Source organism: Halorarum sp. SLYT50 (genome assembly GCF_059821265.1).
In genome coordinates this window covers 2,282,841-2,307,894 of record NZ_CM187555.1, presented here as the reverse complement: position 1 = coordinate 2,307,894, position 25,054 = coordinate 2,282,841, and the positions used below count along the sequence as shown (strand labels likewise).

The 25,054-nt window shown below is 70.0% G+C and carries 32 protein-coding genes, 1 tRNA gene and 1 pseudogene; 24 read left to right on the top strand and 10 right to left on the bottom strand.

Translation table 11 applies throughout. The features are described 5' to 3' along the window. The first annotated feature begins 71 nt into the window (after window positions 1-71). The 4 genes and pseudogenes from tuf (at window position 72) to AC6RUA_RS12090 (ending at window position 2,476) form a co-directional block, all read left to right on the top strand. Window positions 72-1,340, top strand: coding sequence for a translation elongation factor EF-1 subunit alpha (tuf, locus tag AC6RUA_RS12105; RefSeq protein ID WP_499813261.1), 1,269 nt, complete (start codon window positions 72-74; stop codon window positions 1,338-1,340). Further along, window positions 1,341-1,655 carry a 30S ribosomal protein S10 gene (gene rpsJ, locus AC6RUA_RS12100; protein WP_023395258.1) on the top strand — a complete coding sequence of 105 codons (315 nt, stop codon included), beginning with the start codon at window positions 1,341-1,343 and terminating at the stop codon, window positions 1,653-1,655. Window positions 1,656-1,812: 157 nt separating this feature from the next. Further along, a pseudogene (locus AC6RUA_RS12095) lies at window positions 1,813-2,341 on the top strand (rhomboid family intramembrane serine protease). Between the two features lie 63 nt (window positions 2,342-2,404). Further along, window positions 2,405-2,476: transfer RNA gene (locus AC6RUA_RS12090), tRNA-Ala, on the top strand. A 184-nt stretch (window positions 2,477-2,660) separates the two neighbouring features. Here the strand turns inward: AC6RUA_RS12090 and AC6RUA_RS12085 are convergent. Beyond that, window positions 2,661-3,050, bottom strand: coding sequence for a hypothetical protein (locus AC6RUA_RS12085; RefSeq protein ID WP_499813260.1), 390 nt, complete (start codon window positions 3,048-3,050; stop codon window positions 2,661-2,663). A gap of 151 nt (window positions 3,051-3,201) precedes the next feature. Between AC6RUA_RS12085 and eif1A the strand changes: the two genes are divergently transcribed. After that, window positions 3,202-3,486 carry a translation initiation factor eIF-1A gene (gene eif1A, locus AC6RUA_RS12080; protein WP_499813259.1) on the top strand — a complete coding sequence of 95 codons (285 nt, stop codon included), beginning with the start codon at window positions 3,202-3,204 and terminating at the stop codon, window positions 3,484-3,486. A 118-nt stretch (window positions 3,487-3,604) separates the two neighbouring features. Beyond that, window positions 3,605-3,781: a hypothetical protein gene (locus tag AC6RUA_RS12075; RefSeq protein ID WP_499813258.1), complete on the top strand. Its 177-nt coding sequence runs from the start codon at window positions 3,605-3,607 to the stop codon at window positions 3,779-3,781. Between the two features lie 56 nt (window positions 3,782-3,837). Here the strand turns inward: AC6RUA_RS12075 and AC6RUA_RS12070 are convergent, their stop codons facing one another. Both AC6RUA_RS12070 and AC6RUA_RS12065 read right to left on the bottom strand, forming a co-directional pair. After that, window positions 3,838-5,166, bottom strand: a complete 1,329-nt coding sequence (locus AC6RUA_RS12070) for a ribonuclease catalytic domain-containing protein (protein WP_499813257.1) — start codon at window positions 5,164-5,166, stop codon at window positions 3,838-3,840. Between the two features lie 107 nt (window positions 5,167-5,273). Next, on the bottom strand, window positions 5,274-5,600 hold the full coding sequence (locus AC6RUA_RS12065) for a DUF7562 family protein (RefSeq protein ID WP_499813256.1): 327 nt from the start codon (window positions 5,598-5,600) through the stop codon (window positions 5,274-5,276). A gap of 143 nt (window positions 5,601-5,743) precedes the next feature. Between AC6RUA_RS12065 and AC6RUA_RS12060 the strand changes: the two genes are divergently transcribed. Further along, window positions 5,744-6,223 carry an RNA-binding protein gene (locus tag AC6RUA_RS12060; protein ID WP_499813255.1) on the top strand — a complete coding sequence of 160 codons (480 nt, stop codon included), beginning with the start codon at window positions 5,744-5,746 and terminating at the stop codon, window positions 6,221-6,223. Between the two features lie 93 nt (window positions 6,224-6,316). Here AC6RUA_RS12060 and AC6RUA_RS12055 read toward each other — a convergent pair whose 3' ends face one another. After that, window positions 6,317-7,078 (bottom strand): DUF1028 domain-containing protein, encoded by a 762-nt coding sequence (locus tag AC6RUA_RS12055; RefSeq protein WP_499813254.1) that lies wholly within the window; start codon window positions 7,076-7,078, stop codon window positions 6,317-6,319. Window positions 7,079-7,199: 121 nt separating this feature from the next. On the opposite strand from AC6RUA_RS12055, the gene AC6RUA_RS12050 reads away from it, so the two are divergent. Then, window positions 7,200-7,556 (top strand): cell division protein SepF, encoded by a 357-nt coding sequence (locus tag AC6RUA_RS12050; protein WP_499813253.1) that lies wholly within the window; start codon window positions 7,200-7,202, stop codon window positions 7,554-7,556. Window positions 7,557-7,592: 36 nt separating this feature from the next. On the opposite strand, the gene AC6RUA_RS12045 is transcribed toward AC6RUA_RS12050, so the two are convergent. Beyond that, the gene (locus tag AC6RUA_RS12045) at window positions 7,593-8,630 is read right to left on the bottom strand and encodes a PrsW family intramembrane metalloprotease (protein WP_499813252.1); all 1,038 of its coding nucleotides are present in this window, start codon (window positions 8,628-8,630) and stop codon (window positions 7,593-7,595) included. 85 nt (window positions 8,631-8,715) lie between these two features. On the opposite strand from AC6RUA_RS12045, the gene AC6RUA_RS12040 reads away from it, so the two are divergent. After that, window positions 8,716-9,090, top strand: a complete 375-nt coding sequence (locus AC6RUA_RS12040; protein ID WP_499813251.1) for a DUF7532 family protein — start codon at window positions 8,716-8,718, stop codon at window positions 9,088-9,090. Beyond that, entirely contained in the window at window positions 9,087-10,508 is a 1,422-nt protein-coding gene (locus AC6RUA_RS12035) for a ribonuclease FAU-1 family protein (protein ID WP_499813250.1), read from the top strand. Before AC6RUA_RS12040 ends, AC6RUA_RS12035 begins: the two co-directional genes overlap by 4 nt. Window positions 10,509-10,565: 57 nt before the next feature. Here the strand turns inward: AC6RUA_RS12035 and AC6RUA_RS12030 are convergent, their stop codons facing one another. Further along, window positions 10,566-10,901, bottom strand: a complete 336-nt coding sequence (locus tag AC6RUA_RS12030) for a MarR family transcriptional regulator (RefSeq protein WP_499813249.1) — start codon at window positions 10,899-10,901, stop codon at window positions 10,566-10,568. Between the two features lie 161 nt (window positions 10,902-11,062). On the opposite strand from AC6RUA_RS12030, the gene AC6RUA_RS12025 reads away from it, so the two are divergent. Next, window positions 11,063-11,377, top strand: coding sequence for an EMC6-like membrane protein (locus AC6RUA_RS12025; protein ID WP_499813248.1), 315 nt, complete (start codon window positions 11,063-11,065; stop codon window positions 11,375-11,377). Further along, complete coding sequence (locus AC6RUA_RS12020; protein ID WP_499813247.1) at window positions 11,377-13,206, top strand: ribosome biogenesis/translation initiation ATPase RLI; 1,830 nt, start codon at window positions 11,377-11,379, stop codon at window positions 13,204-13,206. The genes AC6RUA_RS12025 and AC6RUA_RS12020 overlap by 1 nt, the downstream gene beginning before the upstream one ends. A 274-nt stretch (window positions 13,207-13,480) precedes the next feature. Here the strand turns inward: AC6RUA_RS12020 and AC6RUA_RS12015 are convergent, their stop codons facing one another. Beyond that, complete coding sequence (locus AC6RUA_RS12015; RefSeq protein ID WP_499813246.1) at window positions 13,481-13,936, bottom strand: ferritin-like domain-containing protein; 456 nt, start codon at window positions 13,934-13,936, stop codon at window positions 13,481-13,483. Between the two features lie 59 nt (window positions 13,937-13,995). After that, window positions 13,996-14,517 (bottom strand): archaemetzincin family Zn-dependent metalloprotease, encoded by a 522-nt coding sequence (locus AC6RUA_RS12010; RefSeq protein WP_499813245.1) that lies wholly within the window; start codon window positions 14,515-14,517, stop codon window positions 13,996-13,998. Window positions 14,518-14,557: 40 nt separating this feature from the next. Between AC6RUA_RS12010 and AC6RUA_RS12005 the strand changes: the two genes are divergently transcribed. From AC6RUA_RS12005 to npdG, 6 genes are all read left to right on the top strand, one after another. Then, window positions 14,558-14,986, top strand: a complete 429-nt coding sequence (locus tag AC6RUA_RS12005; protein ID WP_499813244.1) for a UPF0146 family protein — start codon at window positions 14,558-14,560, stop codon at window positions 14,984-14,986. Window positions 14,987-15,090: 104 nt separating this feature from the next. Beyond that, window positions 15,091-15,813: a hypothetical protein gene (locus AC6RUA_RS12000; protein WP_499813243.1), complete on the top strand. Its 723-nt coding sequence runs from the start codon at window positions 15,091-15,093 to the stop codon at window positions 15,811-15,813. Window positions 15,814-15,872: 59 nt separating this feature from the next. Next, entirely contained in the window at window positions 15,873-16,736 is an 864-nt protein-coding gene (locus AC6RUA_RS11995; protein WP_499813242.1) for a TIGR01548 family HAD-type hydrolase, read from the top strand. 8 nt (window positions 16,737-16,744) lie between these two features. Beyond that, on the top strand, window positions 16,745-16,936 hold the full coding sequence (locus AC6RUA_RS11990) for a DUF7534 family protein (RefSeq protein WP_499813241.1): 192 nt from the start codon (window positions 16,745-16,747) through the stop codon (window positions 16,934-16,936). 72 nt (window positions 16,937-17,008) lie between these two features. Continuing rightward, a complete protein-coding gene (locus AC6RUA_RS11985; RefSeq protein ID WP_499813240.1) occupies window positions 17,009-17,587 on the top strand; it encodes a hypothetical protein in 579 nt (192 codons plus the stop codon). A 64-nt stretch (window positions 17,588-17,651) separates the two neighbouring features. Continuing rightward, entirely contained in the window at window positions 17,652-18,320 is a 669-nt protein-coding gene (gene npdG / locus AC6RUA_RS11980; RefSeq protein ID WP_499813239.1) for an NADPH-dependent F420 reductase, read from the top strand. A 92-nt stretch (window positions 18,321-18,412) separates the two neighbouring features. On the opposite strand, the gene AC6RUA_RS11975 is transcribed toward npdG, so the two are convergent. Together AC6RUA_RS11975 and AC6RUA_RS11970 are read right to left on the bottom strand one after the other, a co-directional pair. Then, window positions 18,413-19,420: an NADP-dependent oxidoreductase gene (locus AC6RUA_RS11975; RefSeq protein WP_499813238.1), complete on the bottom strand. Its 1,008-nt coding sequence runs from the start codon at window positions 19,418-19,420 to the stop codon at window positions 18,413-18,415. A gap of 66 nt (window positions 19,421-19,486) precedes the next feature. Next, entirely contained in the window at window positions 19,487-19,978 is a 492-nt protein-coding gene (locus tag AC6RUA_RS11970; RefSeq protein WP_499813237.1) for a DoxX family protein, read from the bottom strand. A 157-nt stretch (window positions 19,979-20,135) separates the two neighbouring features. On the opposite strand from AC6RUA_RS11970, the gene ubaA reads away from it, so the two are divergent. The 6 genes from ubaA to AC6RUA_RS11940 all read left to right on the top strand — a co-directional run bounded on the left by ubaA (window position 20,136) and on the right by AC6RUA_RS11940 (window position 25,010). Beyond that, window positions 20,136-20,951, top strand: a complete 816-nt coding sequence (gene ubaA / locus AC6RUA_RS11965) for an SAMP-activating enzyme E1 (protein ID WP_499813236.1) — start codon at window positions 20,136-20,138, stop codon at window positions 20,949-20,951. 165 nt (window positions 20,952-21,116) lie between these two features. Further along, window positions 21,117-21,539, top strand: coding sequence for a PaaI family thioesterase (locus AC6RUA_RS11960; RefSeq protein WP_499815445.1), 423 nt, complete (start codon window positions 21,117-21,119; stop codon window positions 21,537-21,539). Between the two features lie 189 nt (window positions 21,540-21,728). Beyond that, window positions 21,729-22,727 (top strand): transcription initiation factor IIB, encoded by a 999-nt coding sequence (locus AC6RUA_RS11955; protein ID WP_499813235.1) that lies wholly within the window; start codon window positions 21,729-21,731, stop codon window positions 22,725-22,727. A gap of 159 nt (window positions 22,728-22,886) precedes the next feature. After that, window positions 22,887-24,029: a citrate synthase gene (citZ, locus tag AC6RUA_RS11950; RefSeq protein WP_499813234.1), complete on the top strand. Its 1,143-nt coding sequence runs from the start codon at window positions 22,887-22,889 to the stop codon at window positions 24,027-24,029. 221 nt (window positions 24,030-24,250) lie between these two features. Then, window positions 24,251-24,646: a hypothetical protein gene (locus tag AC6RUA_RS11945; protein WP_499813233.1), complete on the top strand. Its 396-nt coding sequence runs from the start codon at window positions 24,251-24,253 to the stop codon at window positions 24,644-24,646. A gap of 100 nt (window positions 24,647-24,746) precedes the next feature. After that, complete coding sequence (locus AC6RUA_RS11940) at window positions 24,747-25,010, top strand: hypothetical protein (RefSeq protein ID WP_499813232.1); 264 nt, start codon at window positions 24,747-24,749, stop codon at window positions 25,008-25,010. Window positions 25,011-25,054: the final 44 nt, after the last annotated feature.

The following is a 25,054-nucleotide window of genomic DNA, read 5'->3' as shown; positions in this document are numbered from 1 at the left end:
CCGTATCGAAATGGTTTTACGGCGTTCGGCCGAAACAATCCCACAGAGCGCCTCAGCGCGCGATTCCACAAATGAGCCAAGACAAACCCCACCAGAACCTGGCCATCATCGGCCACGTCGACCACGGGAAGTCCACGCTCGTGGGTCGCCTCCTGTTCGAGACAGGGAGCGTCCCGGAGCACGTGATCGAGCAGTACCGAGAGGAAGCCGAGGAGAAGGGCAAGGGCGGCTTCGAGTTCGCCTACGTCATGGACAACCTCGCGGAGGAGCGCGAGCGCGGCGTCACCATCGACATCGCCCACCAGGAGTTCGACACCGACGAGTACTACTTCACCATCGTCGACTGCCCGGGCCACCGTGACTTCGTGAAGAACATGATCACGGGCGCCTCGCAGGCCGACAACGCGGTGCTCGTCGTCGCGGCGGACGACGGCGTCGCCCCGCAGACCCGCGAGCACGTGTTCCTCGCGCGGACGCTGGGCATCAACGAACTCATCGTCGCCATCAACAAGATGGACGTCGTCGACTACGAGGAGGACACCTACCGCGAGGTCGTCGACGAGGTCAAGCAGCTGCTCAAGCAGGTGCGTTTCGGCACCGAGGACGCGAGCTTCATCCCCATCTCGGCGTTCGAGGGCGACAACATCGCCGAGGAGTCGGACAACACGTCGTGGTACGACGGGCCGACGCTCCTCGAGTCGCTCAACCAACTGCCGGAGTCCGAGCCGCCGACGGACGCGCCGCTCCGGCTGCCGATCCAGGACGTCTACACCATCTCGGGTATCGGGACCGTCCCGGTCGGCCGCCTCGAGACGGGCGAGATGCGCCCGGGCGACAACGTCTCGTTCCAGCCGTCGGACGTCGGCGGCGAGGTCAAGACCATCGAGATGCACCACGAGGAGGTCGACTACGCGGGTCCCGGCGACAACGTCGGGTTCAACGTCCGCGGCGTCGGCAAGGACGACATCCGCCGCGGCGACGTCTGTGGGCCGGCCGACGACCCGCCGACGGTCGCCGAGACGTTCCAGGCGCAGGTCGTCGTCATGCAGCACCCGTCGGTCATCACGGCCGGCTACACCCCGGTGTTCCACGCCCACACGGCGCAGGTCGCGTGTACGGTCGAGTCGCTCGACCAGAAGCTCGACCCCTCGTCGGGCGAGGTCGCCGAGGAGAACCCGGACTTCATCAAGTCCGGCGACGCGGCCATCGTGACGGTGCGCCCGCAGAAGCCCCTCAGCATCGAGCCGTCGAGCGAGATTCCGGAACTCGGCAGCTTCGCCATCCGCGACATGGGTCAGACCATCGCGGCCGGCAAGGTGCTCAGCGTCGACGAGCGATAGATGCCGGACCAGCAGGCGCGCGTCCGACTCGCGGGCACCTCCCCGGAGGACCTGGACGACATCTGTGACGACGTGCGGGAGATCGCGGACAAGACCGGCGTCGCGCTGTCCGGTCCCATCCCGCTCCCGACGAAGACGCTGGAGGTTCCCACACGCAAGTCCCCCGACGGCGAGGGGACGGCCACGTGGGAGCACTGGGAGATGCGCGTCCACAAGCGGCTCATCGACATCGACGCCGACGAACGCGCGCTCCGCCAGCTCATGCGGATTCAGGTCCCGAACGACGTCTCCATCGAGATCGTCCTCGAGGACTGAGGCGCTGGGGCGCATCCGCGCCGACTCCCCGTTCTCCCGTTTTTCTCCCCGCACAGCGCCGGCGCTACCTTTTCGAACCTCGGGCGCCCAGAGAGGCACGACCGTGGCCCGTTCGCTCACCGCCGCCCTCCGTCCGCCGGCCGAGACGCTCGGGCTCATGCTCGTCGTCTCGCTCGCCTTCTGGGTCGCCCGGCTCGCCGGGGTCGCGCTCGCCGCCGGGCTGTTCGTCCTCACGCCGGCGGTGCGCCCGTGGACGCTGGCGACGAGCGTGTACGCCCACGCCGGGCCTGCCCACCTGCTCGCGAACGCCGTCATCGTCGCGCTCGTCGGTCCGGCGGTGGCGTACGGCACCACCAGACTCCGCTTTCACGCGTTCTTCCTCGCGACGGGCGCGCTCGCCGGCCTCGCGCAGGTGTGGCTCGGGGGGCTGCTCGGCCGTCCGCGGGCGTCGTCGGCGCGAGCGGCGCGGCGTTCGCGCTCGTGGGGTACGTGCTCGCCGTCCACCCCGCGTCGGCCGCCGTGCTCGACCGCCTCCGCCTCCCCCGCGGGTGGGCGCCGCGCTCGTCGGCTCGGTGGCGCTCGCGGCGACGCTGCTGTGGAGCGCGCCCGGGAGCGCGCTGCTCGCGCACTTCACCGGCGCCGTCCTCGGACTCGTCGCCGGTCGGCTCCGGCTCCTCGGTACGTGACTGCGTGTGGGAAGCGCACCGAAACGGAACCCTCAAGTGACCGCCGCGGCTCCTATCGGATGCGGGCTCGTAGATCAGTGGTAGATCGCTTCCTTCGCAAGGAAGAGGCCCTGGGTTCAAATCCCAGCGAGTCCATCGGAGCGAACGAGTTTTCGAGCGAGCGAGATCGGTCGAGGCGGGATTTGAAGTAGACCAGTCGCAGCCCGCGCAGCGAACGGAGTGAGCGAGCAGGACCGTCTGGGCGTGGTTCAAATCCCAGCGAGTCCACTCCCGTTTTCGGACCGCTCACTCGACGTAGTTACCCTAGTGACTCGGCCCGCTAGTCGCTCCCTCGTTTCGACTCCGACACGCCCACCAGGCTCGACCCCGAGGCGAACTCGCCGACCCGCCACTTCGCGTACAGCTCCAGAACCGGGAGCGAGACGACGAGCAGCCCCACGAGCTGGGCGGCGAACAGCTTCGAGTCGATTGGGTCTATCTTGTCGAGCGTCCCGTGGAACCAGAAGAGGTCGGTCCACGCCGAGCGGTGGAGCGCGTGGATGGCGTCGGCTCCGACGGGGGCTATCCAGTGGGCGTCGGGTATCATCCCCCAGACGCCACCGAGTACGAGGAGGGTCGGCGAGCGGCGGAGGACGTGCGGGGCGACGGCGGCGAGGAGGAGGGCAGTCCCCAGCACCCCCACGACGAAGTGGGCGAGCGCGATCGACACAGTGTACAGGGGGCCTCGTCGTCATATATCTCTTCGGGCACACGAGTCGGACGAGCGCGCGTGCGTCGTGTGTACACGACTCGCCCTCCGCCGTGTCCGGGTCCGTCGGCGCAAAGACATGACTTAACCGTCTCTACAGCGTACTGCCCGTATGAGCAGTGACTCAGGGCGACGAAACCTTCGAATGCCCGACGACGACCAACTGTTCGCCGTCGTGACAGACATGCTCGGTGGCGGACGCGTCCGCCTGCGCTGTGCGGACGGCAAAGAACGGATGGGCCGGATTCCCGGCCGCATGCGGTATCGGACGTGGATACGAGAGGGCGACGTCGTCATCATCGAGCCGTGGGACTGGCAGGACGACAAGGCCGACATCGAGTGGCGCTACGAGTCCGACGCCGCCGAGCAACTTCGCGCCGAAGGCCACATCGACTGACGCGGGACGACTACCTGTCGACATACTGTTGTATTGTAGTGACGCCGCCGCCGTCCGCCACGTTCACTTTCACTCCGCTAGGCTGGCGTACATACCGTTCGCGCCCGAACGTCCGGGTATGAGTGTGAACGTGACCGCACCCGAACGGGACGGAGTCGACGGGGCGACCCGCGCGAGCATCGACGTGACCGAGGCGACGATCGGGGAGGTCCGCGCGTTCGCCGACGGGCGCGACGCGGTCCACCTGGAGCGTCGCGGCGGGCGGACGCGCCTCGTCGCCGTCTCGTCGCGGTAGGTGGAACGACCGGTCGGTGCTCCCCGGCCGGAATCCGTGCGTCCCGGCCGTCGCGCCTACTCCGGGACGGTCTCGGGCATCTCGTGGGTCGCGTCCGCGGGGTCCTCGACGACTTCGAGTCCGCGGCTGTTGACCGCGTACGGATCGATACCGACCTCCTGCATGAACTGCTTGTACAGCCGTTCGGCCGTCTCGCCGTCCTTCTGTTTGTCCGAGGCACGGTCGCACAGGGTGACGAGGTTCTCCGGGACGTCGTTCGTGTGGACGATCCAGTGGTTGACGAGGTCCGAGAGCCGACGGATGGGACTGGTGAAGTGGCCGTAGATGTCGAAGTTGAGCGCGTGGTGGCCGCCGAAGGGGTCGTTCATGTACTTCGCGCGCGGCATCACCTTCAGTACGGCCCGCTGAATCTTGTTGAGCGCCCGCGGCGGCGCCTCCTCGAGCGCCGCGTTGACGGCCTTTCGCGGGTCGTCCCACGACGAGCCAGGGATGGAGACGCCCTCGGTCTCTTGAATCTCGCGGAGCGCGTCGTTCCACTGGTCGGGCGTGGGTTGCGGGTGAACGCGGTACATCGCCTCGACCCCGCGGTTCCACATGAGTTCGTGCGTGACGGCCTTGTTCGCCTTCAGCATGCACTCCTCGATGATGGTGTGCGCGCGGTCTCGGCTGGGGTTGAGCACGAGCGAACCGTCCTCCTTGCGCTGTTCGTGCATCTGGTCCGCGAGTTCGTACGCGAGGACGTTCTCCTCGTGGAGCGGTGCCTCGGGGTCGTCCAGCCGGTTCTCACACTGCGTGTACGTGAGCCGCTCGTCGGACTCGATGACCGACTTGTAGATGTCCAGTTCCTCGAACCCGAGCGTCTCCTTGTCGAGGCGCATCTCGACGGTGTGGGCCAGTCGGTCCTCGTTGGGGACGAGCGAACACACCGTCTCCGCGAGGACGGGCGGGAGCATGTGGATGGTGTAGCCGGGCAGGTACACCGTGTTGCCCCGCTGGATGGCCTCGGTCCACATCTCCGAGTCTGGGTGGACGTAGTGGGAGACGTCCGCGATGTGGACCCAGAGGTGGTACTCGTCGTCGTCCTCCTCGATGGAGATGGCGTCGTCGAAGTCCTGCGCGTCCGCGGGGTCGGTCGTCCACGCCGTCAGGTCGCGCAGGTCCCGTCGCTCGTCGATCTCCGACTGAATCTCGGCCGTCACGTCCTCCGTCCGGTCGTTCGCCTCGCGCTTCACCTCCGGCGGGAACGCGTCGCGTATCTCGAACTCCTCGAACAGTTCCTCGCGCTTCTCCGCGAGGAGTTCGTCGAGTTCCTCGGTGATTCGGACCGGCCCCTGCCCCTCGGCGGTGCCCGCCGCCGCCTGCTCGTCCTGTTCCGCGTCACTCATGGCCCCGGCTACGGCGGACCGGTACCTATGGGTTTCGGGGAGCGAGAGGGCGGTCCGGTGGCCCGGCGCCCCGGAACAGACGGGCGTCCGCGCCCGCGACGGGGTCCTCAGTCGCCCCGATGGTCGGCGTCGCCGCCGGTATCGGGCGTGCCGTACCGATCGAGAACGGCTTCCTGGTACGCGTTGACGAACTCCACGCGCGTGGAGCGGCCGGTCGAGCGTTCGAGGTCACACAACAGCGACTCGAGGTCGGCGCGGGGCTGGTGACAGAGGTCGCCGTAACACCCCTTACAGAGGTACTCGAACTCCTTCTCGCGTCGTTCCCACCGGTTTCCCTCCTTGTCGTACTCGCGCGCGTCGCCGCGGGGCAGCGAGTCGCCGCACGCGATGCAGACGACCGATTCGCGGTCCGAATCCCGTCGGGGGCCCCACATACGCCCGGGAGTCCGAGCGCCGGGGACTTAGCGGTTGTGTACGTGTCAGTCTGCGCCGCCGTTCCCTCGCGTGCGTCCGCCCCGGCTCACCGTCGAGTCCTGCGGAGCGGGCGATTTATCCCCCGGACGCGTCACCTCCTCGTATGGAAGTCAAGTCCCGTCACCACCTGCGCAGCGACGCGGTGAGCGAGATTCGCGAGCGCCTCGCGGACGGACTCGGCGTCGACCTCGACGGGGACGCGTTCGAGTTGGTCGAACTGGCCGGCAGCCCGTTCGACCTGGTGCTCGTCGACGGCGACCCGGACGTGCTCTACTACGAGGACGAACCGTTCGTCACGGTCCGGGGCGCGAACGCGCACCCGCCGGAGCGCGGCGTCGTGACGGTCGACGCGGGCGCGGTGTCGTTCGTCTCCGACGGCGCGGACGTGATGCGCCCCGGAATCACCGAGGCCGACGAGAACGTCTCCGCGGGCGACCTCGTCGTCGTCGCCGAGGAGACGCACGGGAAGGTGCTCGCGGTCGGCCGCGCGCTGGTCGACGGCGACGAGATGGTCGGCGACTCCGGGAAGGTCGTCGAGTCGCTCCACCACGTCGGCGACGACCTGTTCGAGTTCACCGTCTGAACGCCAAGGGAACGGGCCAACGAGGCGTCAGCCGAGGACGAACACGACGAGCGCGACGGCGACCGGAACGCGACCGAACCCGGGGGACGCGACCTAGGTTCCGTCCCCGGTCTCGTCGGGTCCGCGGTCCTCGTCGTCGAGTTCGAGCGTCTCCCGACCGTCGTCGCCCGTCTCGTCCTCGTCGCTGTACTCCTCGCGGAGAATCTCGGCGCCCCGCCTCGCTTCCTCGTACGTCTCGCGGAGGGCGGCGACCGGCGTCTCCGTCGCGTCGACGCGCAGGTCGTCGTGGTACGGCCGCCGGTCGCGCTCCTCGGTCGTCCGCACCTTCAGCGCGGCCGACTGGACGGGGAGGTGCTCGCGCTTGTCGCCCCCCTCGGCGTGGCCGGCCTCGAGCGCGTCGACGAGTCGCTCCGCCATCGGGGCGTCGCCGAACGCGTCCGACTCGTACGCCGCGGCCACCGCGTCGACGACCGACTCGCCAGTCAGGAGGTTGCCCGCGACGGTGTAGTTCTCGCCGGTGGTGTGTCCGAACCAGTCGCGACACTCCTCGCCGGAGAACGCGAACGTCCCGCCGGCGTCGACGCCGTGAAGCTGTCGTTCGGCGCGCCCCTCGTCGGCGTGGAGTAGCGCCTCCAGCGCGTCCTCGACCGAGAGTCCGTCGTCGAGGTAGGCGACCCCCTTGCGTCCCAGGTCCACGTTCACGAGCGCCTGCGTCGCCACCGCGCCGTGCTCGGAGGCGAACGGACAGAGCGTGCCGACGCCGGGCAGGCGGGTGGTCACGGCGACACCGAAGCGCGTCTGGCGCGTCCCCTCGTCGTCGGTGTACGCCTCCCGGACGCAGATGCTGAACGTCATCGGCGGAGGTGGCGGCCGGCGGCGCAAAGTCCGCGGGTCTCGGAAGTCGGTCGAACGCGGGCGCGGGAGAGCGCGTGCGTCTGACGTACAAACTTATGGGTAGGGCGGCACACGGACGGCCATGGGCATCATGAGCAAAATCCTCGGGGGCGGTGGTACCCACAGTTCCGAGGACTACGTCGAACTCGACCTCGACGACTTCGAGAGCGCGCGCGGTGACGCGGGAATGCAGGTCCACATCGCCGAGATATCGGACCAGAGCGACGTCGTCGACATCAAGGACGCGGTCTACGACGGCGACTTCGTCATCGCCGACATCACGCGCCACTCGACGACGGACAAGACGGTCGAGCACATCATCGACGAACTCCGGCAGGTCGCCCGCGAGGTCGACGGCGACATCGTCCAGAAGGGCGACGACCAGCTCATCATCACCCCGACCGGCGTGACCATCTCGCGCGAGAAGTTGAACGGCTGACCGAGCCGCGAGTCACGAGCGGCGCGACGCTCGACGCTACCCGTCGAACTCCGTCAGCTCCGAACGCTCCGCCCGCTCGCGGTCGCGGCCGTCGTCGTGTGCCTCCCGGTAGGCGGTGCGGTAGTTCTGAATCTTCCTCACGAGCAACAGCCCGAACAGCCCGTCGTAGAGGACGACGTACCCGAGGTACGCCAGCAGCCCCCCGAACAGCGTCGGGATGCCGACGACGTTCATCGCCACGTTGACCGCGTACGACCCGATGCCGACCGTGCTGTTGTACGTGGCGTGGATGAGCGCCGCGATGAGCAGCCCCTTGATGACGATGGGGCCCCGGCTGTCGGGGTTGAACTTCGCCAGCCCGAGGTAGTAGCCCGCGAACGCCGAGTAGATGACGTGCCCCGGGCCGGCGAGCGCGCGCGTGAACGCGATGTCGCCGCCGGCACCGATGAGCCCCAACCCCACGTCGAGGGCGGCCTGGTCGACCGCGCGCGAGATGTACAGCGCGTTCTCGATGAACGCGAAGCCGAGCCCCGCCATCGCGCCGTACACCGCACCGTCGAGCACGGAGTCGAAGCTGTCGTCGCCGAACGCGTACAGCCTGACGGCGAGCAGTTTCACCGTCTCCTCGACGGGACCGACGATGAGGAAGAAGAAGACCACGGTCCCGACGAACCCCAGACCCTGGAAGAACGGCTGCGTGACCGAGTTGAGGACGGCCGCGAAGTTGGCGGTCAGCACGCCGAGGAGGAACGTCGCCACGAGCAGGTGGAGCGGTTCGCCCGACGCGACGTCCGACCGGTAGACGTACGCCGCGAGCGCGAGCGCCGGAATCGCCGACAGCAGCGTGAGCACGCCGAGTCCGGGGTCGCTGAGTATCGAGATACCGCCGACGGCGACGAGGAGGAGGAACGCGACGAGGATGACGAGCGCTCGAGCCGACCCGGCGAGGAGTCGGTAGAGCGCGACCGCGAGTCCGTCGAGCGAGGTCCGTTCCTCCCACGTCGCGACGTCGTACAGGTCCATCGACCCGCCGGCCGCCTCCTCGACGGGGTCCGTGCGCTCCTTTTTCGCCATAGCGGGCCGTGGGGCGCGTGCGTCTAAGTTCTTACCGCCGGTGCGGAACCGCTACGCTTGAATGGCGGGCGACCCACGGACGCGTATGCACTTCGACCCGCGCACGCAGGCCGCGCTGCGGGCGGTCGGACTCGACGAGTCGGACATCCGGCGCGCCGCCGACCTGGTCGTCGAGGCGACCGACGACGCCGCGGCGGCGCTGGAGGCGTTCTTCGACGGCGGCGGCACCTACTACTCGGACATGGACCGGGCGCACAGCAGCGGCGGCGTCCAGGAACACGAGGTGGCGTACCTCGACACGTACACTCACGCCGCGGACCTCCGCGGCTACCTCCGGTTCGACTCGTGGGGCGTCCCGGTCGAGGACGGACGCGTCCTGAACGACGACTGCGTCGAGTTGACGCTCGGCCCGACGGTCGACGACCGCGTGCGGTTCGCCCGCGACCCGGACGCGCTATGAGCGCCGCCCTCCGCGTCCGCGGTATCTACGCCACCGCCCTGACGCGGCTGTTCCTCGACGCCGGTCACGACGTGGTGCAGGCGTCGCCCCCCATCCGCCGCCGGTTCGACACCGACCTCCCGGACGGCGACCACGACGCCAGCGTCGAGACGACTCCCGACAGGCAGGGCGTCGGCGTGCACGGCGACCCCGGCGCGGTCGACGCCGCGACGGCCGCCCTCCGGGGAGTCGACATCGACACGCTCGCGTGGGCCGACCCGGCGCCGGAGGGCGCGGTGTTCGACGGCCGGGTGACCGAGACGCGCGGCGGCGGCGCCGTGGTCGACCTGGGCGACGCCGAGGGCTACCTCCCGTTTTCCAGCGCGGAGGGCTACGTGGAGGAAGGCGACGCGCTCCGCGTGCGGGTGGACGACCCCGCCGCACCGTGGAGCGACGACCGACCCGAACTCTCGACGCGACTCCGCGCGGCCGGCGGCCTCGCGACGCTCGTTCCCGACAGGGAGGGGACGCGCGTCGCCGGCGGCGACGACGCCGCGGCGCGGGAACTCGCGGGGATGACCGACCTCCTCGACGCGGACGTGCCCGACGGCTGGGGCATCGAGTGGGCGCGCGACGCCCGCGAGGCCGACATGGACGCGCTCGCGGCCGCGCTCGACCGGGCGGCCGAACGCGCGCGAGCGCTCGACGCGATTCGGGAGGACTCGGTCGGCGAACCCCAGCGACTCACCGACGCCGAGGGGGGGTCGTGGGTCTGGTTCGGCCGGGAGTCGCGGTTCGCGCTCGACGGGGTGCGCCGGGAGGTGACGACGACGATGCCCGGCCACCACCGGACGAAGGCCGCCTCGGCGGCGGCGAGTTCCGGCGTCGACCTCGCGGAGGCGCTCTGCTCGTTCGACGGCGCGGACGACGGCGGGTCGTTCCCGTTCGGCGTCGTGACCGACCAGTTCGGTCCCGCGGAGGGCGACACCGTCGCCATCGGACACGGGAAGCCGGACGGACGGCTCATCCGCCTCGGGCGCGGCGAGGTGACCAAACGCGGCGACGACGGGACGGTGACGGTGCGCCGCGAGATGACCGCCGGCGGGAGCTACGACGCGCTCGACGCCCGCCGCGAATCGGGCGACGTCGCGCTCACGACGTTCCGCGAGGGGCGCTGGTGGTACCCGACCGTCTACCGCGACGCCTCGGGGAACAGGAAGGGGACGTACGTGAACGTCTGTACGCCGGTCGAGACGTTCCCCGACTGTCTCCGCTACGTGGACCTCCACGTGGACGTGGTCAGACACGCCGACGGTCGGGTCGAACGGGTCGACGACGACGAACTCGACGAGGCGGTGGCGGCGGGGACCCTCCCCGAACCCCTGGCGGAGAAGGCGCGGTCGGTGGCTGCTGCGGTAGAGCGGGCGCTGGGCGACTGAGGAGGCGGGGAGGCGAAGAAGGAAAAGAACCGAACGTCGGGTGTCGGTGTCGGTGCTCTACTCGGCGCAACAGGCCTCGTGGCCGTCGTCGCACTTCGACCCCCCACGGGTCCGCGAGTCGGTCTTGTGGGACTCGCGACCGCCGTCGGCCTCCGCCTGCTTGGGACCGTCGAGCTGGTAGAGGTTCTGGCGGGCGTCGGCGAAGTAGACGTCCTCGTCCACGACGCCGATGTTCTCCAGTCGTTCGAGCGCGTAGCGGACCGTGCGAGCGGAGAGCATCGACTCCTGGACGATACCCTTCTGGGTCAGGGGACCGTTGTACTCCAGAACCTTGAACACGAGTTTGGCGCTGGGCGGCAGGTCGTCGAGACTCTCCTCTTCCGTTCCAGCCATCGTTACGATTCGAAACACTACACGGGCATAAAGCTTGACGAATGTGTACGCGTACCAGTCAGGGGTCTCACGTGTTGTGGCTTTCGACCCGCGTCGAGCGAGTCGGCGGGACCGGCGCGGTAAACGAACCCCTTTTGTCGCCCGCTGTCGGATGGTGGAGCATGGCTACGGAAACCGCTTCGGGCCTGTCGGACCACGCGCGCGGGGTGACGGTCACCACCGTCGCGTGTCTCGCCGGCATCCTCGGAGGGCTCGTCTCCGCGACGGTGTTCGGGGTCGGCGTCGACGCGGCGACCAGCCAGATGCAGTTTCTGGTCGTCATCGCGTCCATGTTCGTCCAGTACCCGCTCTTGAAGCTGCTCGGGGTCGCCGTCGAGGAGTTCGGGCTGAAGGACAACCTCTACGTGGGGTTCATGACGTTCACCCTCTGGTTCATCACGTACGGGGTGCTGCTCTCGGCGGGTCTCTCCGCGTAATGGCGGACGACAGCATCGCGGTCGTCGACCTCGACCGCTGCCAGCCCGACCGGTGCAACTACGAGTGTGCGAACTTCTGCCCGCCGAACCGCACCGGGAAGGACTGCATCGTCACGCGCGGCGAGCACTACGACGAGGACGAACCGTACGAGGGCGGCCCGGACCAGGTGTGGATCTCCGAGGAGATCTGTCTGGGCGAGACGTGCGGCATCTGCGTCGAGAAGTGCCCGTTCGACGCCATCGAGATCATCAACCTCCCGTCCGAACTGGAGGACGACCCGGTCCACCGCTACGGCGACAACGCGTTCGCGCTGTACGGCCTGCCGGTGCCGGAGCCGGGCAACGTGACGGGTATCCTCGGCCCGAACGGTATCGGGAAGTCGACGGCGGTCAAGATGCTCTCCGGCGAACTCACGCCGAACCTCGGGCAGTTCGATGAGGAGCCCGACTGGGCGGCTGTCCTCGACCGCTTCCGCGGGACCGAGCTCCAGAACTACGTCGAACGCGTCATCGAGGGGGAGGTGAGCGTCGCGCGCAAGCCCCAGTACGTCGACCAGATACCCAAGCGGTTCGACGGGGACACCCGGGACCTGCTCGAACGGACGGACGAGCGCGGCGCGCTCGACTCGCTCGTCGAGCGGCTGCACATCGGGCCGGTGATGGACCAGTCCATCGACTCCATCTCGGGCGGGGAACTCCAGCGGGTCGCGCTCGCGGCGACGCTCGCGCGCGACGTCGACTTCTACTTCCTCGACGAGATCACCCCCTACCTGGACATCAGCCAGCGGATGACCGCCGCGCGCCTCGTCCGCGAACTCGCCGAGGACGGCGAGCGCTCGGTGATGGTGGTCGAACACGACCTGGCCATCCTCGACCTGCTGGCGGACACGCTCCACGTCACGTACGGCGAACCGGGGGCGTACGGCGTCGTCACCGCCCCCAAGTCGGTTCGCAACGGCATCAACGAGTACCTCCGCGGCTACCTCGACAACGAGAACATGCGCATCCGGCCGAACGCCATCACGTTCGAGGAGCACGCCCCGCGCGAGTCCGGGAGGTCCCAGCCCCTGTTCGAGTACCCCGACATGGAGAAGTCCTACGGCGAGGGGGAGTTCTCGCTGACCGTCGAGAGCGGCACCGTCTACGAGTCGGAGGTGCTCGGCATCGTCGGCCCGAACGGCATCGGGAAGTCGACGATGGCGCGGCTGTTCGCCGGGCGACTCGAACCGGACGTCGGTGACCTCGACGTGCGTCTCGACATCGCGTACAAGCCGCAGTACGTCGAGATCGACCAGCCGATGCGGGTCGACGCGTTCCTCTCGTCCATCACGGACCAGTTCGGCTCGTCGTACTGGAACACCGAGATAGCCCGCCCGCTCCAGTTGGAGCGGATCATGGAGCAGAACCTGACGGACCTCTCGGGCGGCGAGCGCCAGCGGGTCGCCATCGCCGCGTGTCTCTCCGAGGACGCCGACCTCTACCTGCTCGACGAACCGTCCGCGCACCTCGACGTGGAACAGCGCGTGCAGGCGACGACCGCCATCCGTCGGTACGCCGAGAACCACGACGCGACGGTGATGGTCATCGACCACGACATCTACATGGTCGACCTGCTGGCGGACCGGCTCATGGTGTTCGACGGGGAACCCGCAGCACACGGTCACGCCAGCCCGCCACAGGAGATGCGTGCCGGGATGAACGAGTTCCTCGGCGACCTCGACGTCACGTTCCGGCGCGACGAGCGCACCGGCCGCCCGCGCATCAACAAACCCGACTCCCAGCTCGACCGCCAGCAGAAGCGCGAGGGCGAGTACTACTACTCCGTCTGAGTCCGGTCCGACGCGACTCCCGACCGCGGTTGTTCCTCCGCGAACGCGACGTCGAACTGCGCACCCCGGTCTCGGCGTCGATCGCCCGCACCGTCCAGCCGTGGGCCTCGACGACGCGCTTGGCGATGGCGAGTCCGAACCCGGCGCCGCCGACCGCCGTCGTGTGACCGCACTCGAACGCGTCGCCGGCGCCGTCGGACCACTCCACGGGCCAGCGTCACCCTCGAAAAATCAGAATCGAATACGCGCGGTCGTCGCCCGGCCCGTCGGGCGGTCAGTCCGCCCGGTACTCCTTCTGGAACCCGCGGAACTCCGTCCGGTGGGCCTCCTCGTCGGTGAGCAGCGTGACCCCGATGTCCTCGGTGACGGGGTCGTTGGCCTCCTCGGCCGCCTCGATGAGTTCCTTGTACGTGGAGATGGCGTCCTCCTCGGCCTCCAGGACGCCCTCGATGACCGAGAGGATGTCCGTGGTGTCCTCCGGCGGCTGGAGCGAGTCCTGGTTGGCGGAGAACTCCGCAGAGCCCGGGGGCCGCGCGTCCAGTTGTTTGAGCCGCTGACCGAGCATCTCCGCGTGCCCGAGTTCCTCCTGAACGTCGGTCTGCAGGCTCTCTTTGATCTCCTCGGCGCTGACGCCGTCGAGGACGATGGCGTTCGCCTGGTAGTTCATGACCGTCTCCATCTCGTCGCCGTACGCCTTGCGCAGGAGTTCGATGACGCGGTCGCTCGACATGACGTGTGGACGTGGGAGGGGGAGGGGGAAATAGTTGTTCGCCGCGGCGGTCCCGACGGTCAGCGCACGTCGCGAGAGCACGTGCCACAGAGGTTCTCCTCTTTCACGTCCACCTCGCGGACGGTCGGGGAGAAGCTCATCACGCACTTGTTGTTGTCGCAGTGTTCCAGCCCGAGCGTGTGCCCGATCTCGTGGACGATCTCCTTGCGGACGCGGTCGGAGAACACCTCGGCGGCGGGGCGCGTGGAGATGCCACCGTCGGAGGACGTCTGGAGGCGGTACGTGGAGATGACGGAGCCGTTGCCGTTGAGATACGCGAGCCCGAACACGTAGTTCCGACGCCGGTAGTAGAGGTCCTGCGGCGTGATGCCGATGTTCTTCTCCCCCTCGCCCACCCGCGAGACCAACTCGATGAACTGCTCGGCGCGGTATTGGTTTCGGCTGCGGTCGTACGCGCCCTCGGGGATGCGCTGTTCGTCGTGGACGCTGACGTCACAGTCGTAGACGGAACGCAGCGCCGTCGACGCCTCGCGCTTGACCTGCGCGGAGACCTCCCCGACGGGCACGATGTCGACGAGCATGGGCGTTCTTATGTGGGGTGCCACAATAAGTTTCCCCCCCGTGGTCCCGTCGCGTCGTCGCGCCGTCGTGGAGTTCCTCGCGCGCTACCCGTCGGTCTGCGAGGTGGGTATCGGCCGGCGACCGGGGGTGGCGCGCGCGCTCGCGGACCGCGGCGTGGAGGTGGTCGCGACGGACGTACACGAGCGACTCGTGCCCGAGGGGGTGCGGTTCGTCCGCGACGACGCGTTCGCCGCGAGCGAGCGGGCGGACCCCGGAGAGGCGTACCGGGTCGCCGCGCTGTACGCGCTCGACTGCCCGCCGGACCTCCACGGGGCGCTCCTGCGGCTGGCGCGCCGCGCCGACGCCGACTGCCTGTTCACGACGCTCGGCGGCGACCCGCCGGCGGTCGAGGCGCGCCCGGTCTCGCTCGACGGCGGCGAGACGCTGTACGTCGCCCGCGAGCGGACCGGACGCGACCGGCCGACGTGACGCCGGGCGGACGAACGGGTCGTGACCGCCTCGCTCACACGAGATAGCAGTCGGGGGACTATCTTGATGGCCTACCGATACTTCAGGACGACCCGTGAGACGCGATGTCGGCCACCGAACCGTCCGAACAGCCCGACCCGTCCGCCCCGGCCGATGCCGTCGTGAGACGGCGGCTCCGGCTGGGAGCGGTAGCGCTCGTCCTCGGCGGCGTGCTCACCACCGTCGCGGTGTTCCTCGTCGCTGACGTGATATCGCCGCCCGACGAGGCGAGGGTCGTCACCGTAGAGTCGGCCGTGCGAGCGAATTCGCTCCGCTGGCGCGTCGGGATGGCGGCCTCGTTTCTCGGGTACGCCTCGCTCGTCTTCGGCTCGTTCGCCCTCTACGCTCACCTCGCTCGGACGCGGGCCGAGCGGTGGGCGCTCGCGGGCCTCGCCGTCACCGTCGGGTCGCTCGTCGTCTACCTGCCGCTTCTGGGCGTTGCGGCGTACGCCGTCCCGGCGGCGGGCGCGCTCATCGAAGCCGGAGACCCCGACGCGATAGCGGTCGTCGACCGGACGTGGCAGGACCCGTTCGTCTTCCTCCCGTTCTTCGGCGGGATACTGGAGAACGTCGGCGTGGCGCTGTTCGGCGTCGCCGTCTGGCGGTCGAGGACGCTCTCGAAGCCCGGTGGGGCCGGCCTGCTCCTCGGGGGTGTCCTCGGTGTGCCGGCGTTTCTCGACGTGGTGCAACTCCGGGTCCCAGCACAGGTCGTCTTCGCCGCCGGACTCGCGCTCGTCGGCGCGTCGCTGTGGCGGGTCGCGGGGCGGGACGGACCGGGCGGCGAGTGAGCGGTGCCGGGGTCGCGCCGAGTCGCAACGCCCATACCCGGTCCCCCGTATCCCGACGTATGCGCGTGGATGCGGTCGTCCTCGACGTCGACGGCGTGCTCATCGACGTCGCCGACTCCTACCGCCGGGCGGTCGTCGAGTCCGTCGAGCGCCTGTACGGGGAGACGGTCGACCGGGGCGACCTCCAGCCGTTCAAGGACGCGGGCGGGTTCAACAACGACTGGGAACTCACCGACGCCGTCGCGCTGTACGTACTGGCGGGCGAGCGTGGGTACGACGTCCCGGTCGACGCGTTCACCGACGCGGTCGGGGAGCACGGCGGCGGGGTGGGGGGCGCGCGGGCGGTGCTGGCCGACGCACTCGGCGACGAGATGGAAGCGGTGGAGGCCGAGTGGGACCCCGAGCGCCTCCGTGAGACGTTCCAGGCGCTGTACCTCGGCGCCGACCTGTATCGGGACCTGGAGGGCGGCGAGCCGCCGTTCGAGTCGCCCGGCTACGTCCACGACGAACCGGTCGTCGTCACCGCGGACACCGTCGCGGCCCTGACCGACCGCTACCCGGTCGGCGTGCTCACGGGCCGTCCGAGCGCCGAGGCCGACATCGCGTTGGAGCGGGCGGGTCTCGACGTGGCCGACGACCACCGGTTCACGATGGACGACTGGGAGGAGGGGAAGCCGCACCCACGGGCGCTCGTGACGCTCGCGGAACGGTTCGCGGCGCGGCGCGTCGCGTTCGTCGGCGACACCCTCGACGACGTCCGGACCGCGGTCAACGCCGACGCCGCCGACGAGACGCGGGCGTACTACGGCGTCGGCGTGCTCACGGGCGGACTGCGCGGCGAGACGGGGCGCGCGAAGTACGCCGACGCCGGCGCGAGCGCGGTGGTCGACAGCGTGAACGACCTGCCCGACCTGCTGGGGTGAACTGACCGATGCGGCCGGCGTTCCTGTTCCTCGCCGTCGTCGCGATACTGGACCTGTTCGCGCTCGCGCTCGCGACGCTCGTCGCCCCGCCCGACCCGCTCACGCAACTGCTCGCCGTCGGCCCGATGCTCGCCGTCGCGCCGGTGGTCGCGTACTGGTTCGTGTACGTCCGCGGACGCGACAGGTCGGAGCGGGCGTGAGCGACCGGGACGGCCGAGAGCCGCCGGACGACCGGCAGTAAGCTTATCCCGGCCGATACGACATCCGGTCGTATGCCCTCTCGGTTCCCCGTCGAGTCCCCCCGGGAGGCCGCCGGCGTCGGGGCGGCCGTCGGACTGGTGCTCTCGGCGGTGGTCGGCGTCCTCTTCTCGCCGCCGGGCGAACTCGCGGAACCGGTCGTGGTCGGCTGTTTCCTCGTCGCCGCGCCGCCGGGCTACGTGGTCGCGCGCGCCCCGCCGAGCGAGCGGGCGAGCCGCCTGCTCGCGTACGCCGCCGCGTGGCTCGCGACGGGACTCGTCGGCGTCGCCGCGCTGTACGCGTGGCTCCGCTCGATGCCGGGGACGCAGGGCGTCGGTCTCGGCGTCCTGCTCCTGTTCGTCGGTCCCGGCGCGTGGGTCGCCGCGGCGGCCGCGCTCCACCTCCGCCCGCGCGGTCTCCGGCGGTTCGGCGCGCTCGTCACCGCGTTCGCCGCCCTCGGACTCGCCGCGGGTCACGCGCTCCAGTCGACGCTCGAGACCCACTGGCTCCCGGAGGCCGGCTTCGGGGCGGGACTGTTCCTGGGACTGGTCGCGGGCTACGCGGTCGGCTACCGCCGCCTCGGCGGTCGGGGCGGCGCGGAGCCGGACGGGTAGTCGCACCCCGGCAGCGGTGGCCGCGCACGTAACCCTTACCGACCGTCCCTCCGGAGGGACGGTCGTGCGAATCGCACTCCTGGGCGGCACCGGCGACGTCGGCGCGGGTCTCGCGCTCCGCTGGGGCCGCGACACGGACCACGAACTGCTCGTCGGCTCGCGCGACCCCGAGCGGGCGCGCGAGGCGGCCGAACGCTACGTCGAGACGGTCGCCGACCGCGGCGGCGACGCGACGGTGAAGGGGTTCGACAACGCCATGGCGACCGACCGCGCGGACGTGGTCGTGCTCGGCGTCCCTCCCTACCACGTCGCGGACACGGTCGAGTCGGTCGCGTCCGCGCTCGACGGCGACGACGTGGTGGTCACGCCCGCCGCCGGGATGAAACGCGGCGACGACGGCTTCCACTCCCACCCGCCGTCGGCCGGGAGCGTGACCGCGCTCGTCCGCGACGCCGTGCCGGAGGCGGTGCCGGTCGTCGGCGCGTTCCACACCCTCGCCGCCGGTCGCCTGTCCGACTTCGACGCGACGCTGGACCTCGACACGCCGGTGTTCGGCGACGACGACGACGCGAAGGCGACCGTGGCGCGACTCGCGGAGGAGATTTCGGGGGTGCGCGCGCTCGACGCCGGCGGGCTCGCGAGCGCGCGCGAGGTGGAGGCGCTGACGCCGCTGCTCGTCACGGTGGCGATGAACAACGAGGGGATGGAGGACCTGGGCGTCCGCTTCACCTGACGCGGCGTGGACGAACCTCGGAGCGCGCAGGGTTCAGGCCGGAGCCGCCCACGACGGGGGGTCCGAGGCGTGCACCCTCGTCCGACGGACGACTACGGGGGGTCCGCGACCTTCACCACCTGTTTGCCGACGTTCGTCCCCTCGAACAGTCCGAGGAACGCCTCGGGTGCGCGCTCGAACCCCTCGGTCACCGTCTCGCGGTACGAGAGGTCGCCCTCGCTCACGAGCGTGCGGAGGTGGGCGGTCGCCTCCCGGAAGCGCGGCGCGAAGTCGCGCACCAGTAGCCCCTCGACACGGGCGCGGGTCCGGACGAGCGTCCCCAGCTTCCGCGGACCGGTCGGGCGCTCCTCGGCGTTGTACAGCGCGATCTGTCCGCAGACCGCCACCCGGGCGTCGACGTTCAGCCGCGGGAACACGGCGTCCGTCACCGGGCCGCCGACGTTGTCGAAGTAGACGTCGACGCCGTCTGTCAGGTCGTCGAGTCGCTCGCCGACGTCCTCCTCGGCGTAGTTGACGCCGGCCGCGAACCCCAACTCGTCGGTGAGCCAGTCGAGCTTCTCGTCCGTCCCGGCGACGCCGACCACGTCCGCTCCCTGGAGCGTCGCGAGTTGGCCCACCACGGAGCCGACGGCACCGGCCGCGCCGGAGACGACCATCGTGTCGCCGGCTCTGGGTTCCGCCACCTCGCGGGTTCCGAAGTAGGCGGTCCGCCCGGGCATCCCGAGCACGCCGAGCGCGGTGGAGACCGGGAGTTCGCCCGTCTCGACCGGCGTGAGGTCGCTCCCGTCGGCGGTCGCGTACTCGGCCCACGGGAGGGTTCCCACGACCGTCTCGCCCTCCGAGACGCCCGCGCCGTTCGACTCGACCACCTCGCCGACGACGCCGGCGTACAGCGGGCCGCCGACCTCCCACGGGTCGGCGTACGACTCGCCCGCGTTCATCCGGCCGCGCATGTACGGGTCGACCGAGAGGTACAGCGTCCGCACGAGCGCCTCGCCCGGCCCGGGGTCCGGTCGCTCGACCTCGCGGAGGTCGAACACGTCCGAGTCGGGCGTTCCCTCGGGGCGCTTCGCCAGGTGGAACCGACGGTTGTCCGTCACGGGTGCGGTTCGAACGCGCGAGCTAAAAGGGTCCGGAAACCGGGATTCGGAAACTGAGGGTCGGCGTCAGTCCGCGCTGACCGGTTCGGTCCCGTCTGGGTCGACGAGTCCGCCCGCGTCGTCGTCGTCGTCGCCGGAGCCGTCCGCGCCGAGTCCGCCGTCGGAGTCGTCCGCCGAACGCAGCGAGCGCGCCCGCTGGATGAACGCCAGCGACGCGGCGAACAGGCCGACGTTCTTGAAGAAGTTGAACTGCTCCTGCTGGCGCTGTTCGCCCTCCATGTTCCAGAAGTCGTGCATCGTCGGCGTGATGCCGGCGAGGAACGTCGCCACCGCTCCGGCGGAGAACGTGGGAAGCCGCCAGAGCGTGACGCCGAGCGCGCCGACCGTCGCCATCCCGCTGGCGAACGGGACCAGCACGTCGGCCATCGGTACGTCCTTCGACTCGGCGTACGCGATCATCTCCTCCATGTCGAGGAAGTTGCCGGCGGCCATGAAGCCGACCGTCCCGCCGAACAGCAGCCGCGAGAGCAGCGGCGGCGGCGACCGGTCGTCGGTCACCGCGCCACCCCGTCGAACTCGGTTGAGTTCATGAGTGAACAGCGGTACGCCGGGCGGCGTCATAACCTCGGCGGCCGGTCGCCGCACGTCCCGGGACCGGTCGTCGGCTCACGCCGGCGACCGTGGGCTTATTCGCGGCGACGACGAAGACGCTCGCATGACCGGACTCGCGCTCGACGCGACCCAACTCGACCGCTACTCCCGGCACATCATCCTCGACGAGGTGGGCCCGGACGGGCAGGCGGCGCTGCTCGACGGGTCGGTGCTCGTCGTCGGCGCGGGCGGACTGGGTGCGCCGGCTATCCAGTATCTCGCCGCCGCGGGCGTCGGCACGCTCGGCATCGCCGACGACGACGTCGTGGAGCGGTCGAACCTCCAGCGACAGGTCGTCCACGCGGACGCCGACGTCGGCCGGCCGAAGGTCGAGTCGGCGGCGGCGTACGTCGCGGACCTCAACCCCGACGTCACCATCGAGACGTACGAGACCCGCGTCGACCCCGGGAACGCGACGGAGTTCCTCGACGGGTACGACGTCGTGCTCGACGCGTCCGACAACTTCCGGACGCGCTACGTCGTGAACGACGCCGCCCGCCTCGCCGGCGTCCCCGTGGCGCACGGGGCCATCTACAAGTTCGAGGGGCAGGCGACGACGCTCGTTCCCGGCGGGCCGTGCTACCGCTGTCTGTTCCCCGAGGCGCCCGCCCCCGGCGAGGTCCCTGACTGCGCGACCACCGGCGTGCTCGGCGTCCTCCCCGGCACGCTCGGCTGCGTCCAGGCGACCGAGGCGGTGAAGCTCCTGCTCGGCGTCGGCGACCCGCTGTCGGGACGGCTGCTGTTCTACGACGCGATGGACATGTCGTTCGAGACGGTGCCGTACCGCCGGAACCCCGACTGCCCCGTCTGCGGCGACGACCCCATCGACTCCATCGAGGGCGTCGAGTACACCGGCGGCTGCCGCATCTCCGCCGACTGACGGCCGTGCGGTCCCCGCGACACTGGGACGGTCACGGTGGGCTGCCGGCGACGGACGACGGGGAACGCCGCACGTTTTTCTCCTCCGTCGCCGGACGGTCGGTGTGAACTCGACGCGAGCAGCGGGGGGGCCGCGGCCGTGACCGTGGCCGAACTCCTCAGTCGGATGCCGTTCGCCGAGCACCTCGGCATCGAGGTGACCGAGGCCGCCGACGGGCGCGCCGTCGCGGAACTCCCGCTGACGGACGACCTCTCGTCGGTGCCCGGACGACGCGTGGCGCACGGCGGCGTCGCCTACGCGCTGGCCGACACCGCCGCGGGCGCGGCCGTCGTCTCGCTGCACCGCGCGCCGACGCCGACGGTGGACATGCGCATCGACTACCTCGCGCCGGCGACGACCGACCTCCGGGCCGAGGCGCGCGTCGTCCGCGACGGAGGGTCGGTCGCCACCGCGACGGTTCGCGTCGAGGACGCCGACGGGACCCACGTCGCGGACGCCCGCGGGACGTTCAAGACCGGCGGCGGCGACGGCGGCGCGTGGGGGTCCGTCGACCCCGACGAGGACCGCAGTCCGGACGGCGAAGCGTAATTCGACCGGCGAAAGAGGACAGATAGAGGTAACCGGCGGTAGAGCGCTTCAAACACACCAATACGGGTTTCCTATCCGTATTTTTTCCTGAATTATTTCCCAGCATTTATGAGACTCACGCTCCTAACTGTGAGTGAAGCCGCCCGCGTCCGGACCGGATTCGGGCCGGCGGCCTCCCCCCGTTTCATAATGAGTCAGACGACACGCCACGACCCCACCGAGCGCGAGGTAGCGCGGACGAACGAGCGCGAGCGGGCCGAGGAGTCGGTCGCGGACGGTGAGCAGCGCTGTCCGGAGTGCGGCGGCGCGCTCGTGTCGGACGACGCGCGCGCCGAGACGACGTGCGCGGAGTGCGGCCTCGTGGTCGACGAGGAAGGTATCGACCACGGGCCGGAGTGGCGCGCGTTCGACGCCAGCGAGAAAGACGAGAAGAGCCGGGTCGGTGCCCCGACGACGAACATGATGCACGACAACGGGCTGTCGACCAACATCGGCTGGCAGGACAAGGACGCGTACGGCAACTCCCTGTCGAACAGTCAGCGCCAGAAGATGCAGCGGCTGCGCACCTGGAACGAGCGGTTCCGCACGCGCGACCACAGCGAACGGAACCTGAAACAGGCGCTCGGCGAGATCGAACGGATGGCCAGCGCGCTCGGCCTGCCCGAGAACGTCCGCGAGACGGCGTCGGTCATCTACCGGCGCGCGCTCGACGACGGACTGCTCCCGGGCCGCTCCATCGAGGGCATCTCGACGGCCAGCCTGCACGCCGCCGCCCGGATGGCGAACGTCCCGCGCTCCATCGACGAGGTGGCGCGGGTCTCGCGGGTCGACGAGGCGACGTTCGAGCGGGCGTACCGCTACATCGTGCGGGAACTCAGCCTCGAGATTCAGCCGGCCGACCCCGTCGAGTACCTCCCGCGGTTCGCCTCGGACCTCGGCCTCTCCGACGAGACCGAGCGCCGCGCCCGCGAACTGCTGGCGACCGGGAAGGAGCAGAACGTCCACTCGGGCAAGTCGCCGGTCGGACTCGCGGCCGCCGCCATCTACGCCGCCGGCATCCTGACGAACGCGTCGCTCACGCAGAGCGCGGTCAGCGAGGCGACCGACATGAGCGAGGTCACCATCCGCAACCGCTACCAGGAACTGCTGGCGGCCGAGGAGCAGAACCACCCGCTCGGGACGGCGTGACGGCACCCGCCTGACTCCCGGAGCGGGCGAGAGGGGTGCGCGTCCCCCGACCGCGATTCCGACGAACGACTCCGCGAGGCGTGGCGCGCCGGGCGGGCGGGACCCCCCGGAACCTCCCGAACGATAACGCTTTTCGGCGGTCCCCCGGAACTCGAAGGCATGTCCGACTCCGACGAACTCAAGCGCGGACTCGAGGGTGTGCTGGTGGCCGAGTCCGGTCTGAGCTACATCGACGGCGACGAGGGCCGACTCGTCTACCGCGGCTACGCCATCGAGGACCTCGCGGAACACGCCTCCTACGAGGAGACGCTGTACCTCCTCTGGAACGGCGAACTCCCGACCCGCGAGGAGCTGTCCGAGTTCGAGGAGACGATGTCGGCCGAGCGCGGCCTCTCGGACGACGCGATGGAGACGGTCCGACGACTGGCCGAGGCCGACGAGGAACCGATGGCGGCGATGCGGACGGCCACCTCCGCGCTCTCGGCGTCGGACCCGGACGCGAACGCGGACCCGCAGGACCGCGAGGCGAACGTCCGGAAGGGCCGGCGCATCACGGCGAAGATGCCCACGGCGCTCGCGGCGTTCGCGCGGATCCGCGACGGCGACGACCCGGTCGACCCCCGCGAGGACCTCGACCACGCCGCGAACTTCCTCTACATGCTCAACGACGAGGAACCCGACGACGTGCTCGCGGACGTGTTCGACCAGGCGCTCGTGCTCCACGCGGACCACGGGCTGAACGCCTCGACGTTCTCCGCGATGGTGACCGCCTCGACGCTCGCCGACCTCCACTCGGCGGTCACCTCCGCCATCGGCACCCTCTCGGGAGGCCTCCACGGGGGTGCGAATGCCAACGTGATGCGGATGTTGAAGGAAGTCGACGACGCCGGCGAGAGCCCGACCGAGTGGGTGAAGGGCGCACTCGAGGAGGGACGGCGCGTCGCCGGCTTCGGTCACCGCGTCTACAACGTGAAGGACCCGCGCGCGAAGATTCTCGGCGCGCGCTCGGAGGAGTTGGGCGAGGCGGCGGGCGACACCAAGTGGTACGAGATGTCCGTCGCCGTCGAGGAGTACATGAAACAGGAGAAGGGAATCGCGCCCAACGTCGACTTCTACTCCGCCTCGACGTACTACCAGATGGGCATCCCCATCGACGTGTTCACTCCCATCTTCGCCGTCTCCCGCGTCGGCGGGTGGATCGCCCACGTGCTCGAACAGTACGAGGACAACCGGCTCATCCGACCGCGGGCGCGGTACGTCGGCGAGACGGACGCCGAGTGGGTCCCCATCGACGAACGGTAGCGAGCGCGCCGAGGGGGTTCCACCGGAGGCCAGTACGTTATTTTCCCGCGCGTGGTACACCGCCGAGCAGTGCCGGCTCCGCTGCTCGTCACGCTGCCGGACTGGTCGCAGGGGCTCTTCGCGGCGTTCGGGGGCCGCTCGGACTCGGCGTCGTCTTCGTCTACTCGTTTCTCGTCGCGTTCGTCCCGCCGTTCCCCGGCGAGGTCGTCCTGTTCGTCCCGGTGGACCTCGGCGTCTCGCGGCGGGGCGAGCTGGCGGCCATCATCGGCGTGAGTTCGATCGGGAAGGCGCTCGGGAGCCTCGTGGCGGTGAAAGTCGAACACGGCCCGAAGGACGCGGCGAAGGAGTCCGGCGGGACGGACGCCGCGACGGACGTCCTCTCGGGACTCGAGCCGGGGGCCGAGGAGCGCGTCGTCGGCGTCGCCGAGGCGTACGGGTACGTGGAGCTGACGCTGCCGCTCTCCGTGCCGCTGATGCCCGACACCGCCACCATCTACGCGTTCGGCGTGCTGGAGTTCGGCTACTCGGAGTTCGCCGCCGCGACGTTCGTCGGAGCGTCCTGCGCCTGCTGGTCGCCTTCGCACTCGTCACGGGCGCGCTCGCGGTGGTTGACGTAGCGCGCGGAGCGTGACGGTGCGCCGAACGCGGTTCCGCCGTGTGAGCCGTGCTGACAGGCGGCCGAGAAACTTATATCTCTCGTGAAGGCAATATATCGACATGGAGTTCTCAATCAAACCCAGCCAGCGCGAAGAGTACACCGAGCGAATGCGCGAGGAGACCGCCCGCGCCCGGGCGCAGGCCAGCGAGCGCGGCGAGACGATGCGACAGCAGGTGGGCGACCGCCTGCTCGACATCGTCGAGGAGAACTTCCCCGAGGAGTACGCCGCCCGTCGCCGCTCGACGATGATCCGCGCGTTCGGGGCCGGCCTCGCCGTCGGCTTGCTCGGCCGCGAACTGTTCCGGATGCGCCGCTCGAAGTAGACCGGTCGTACGACCTTCCTCCGTTTTTTCCCCGCCTCCGGAGC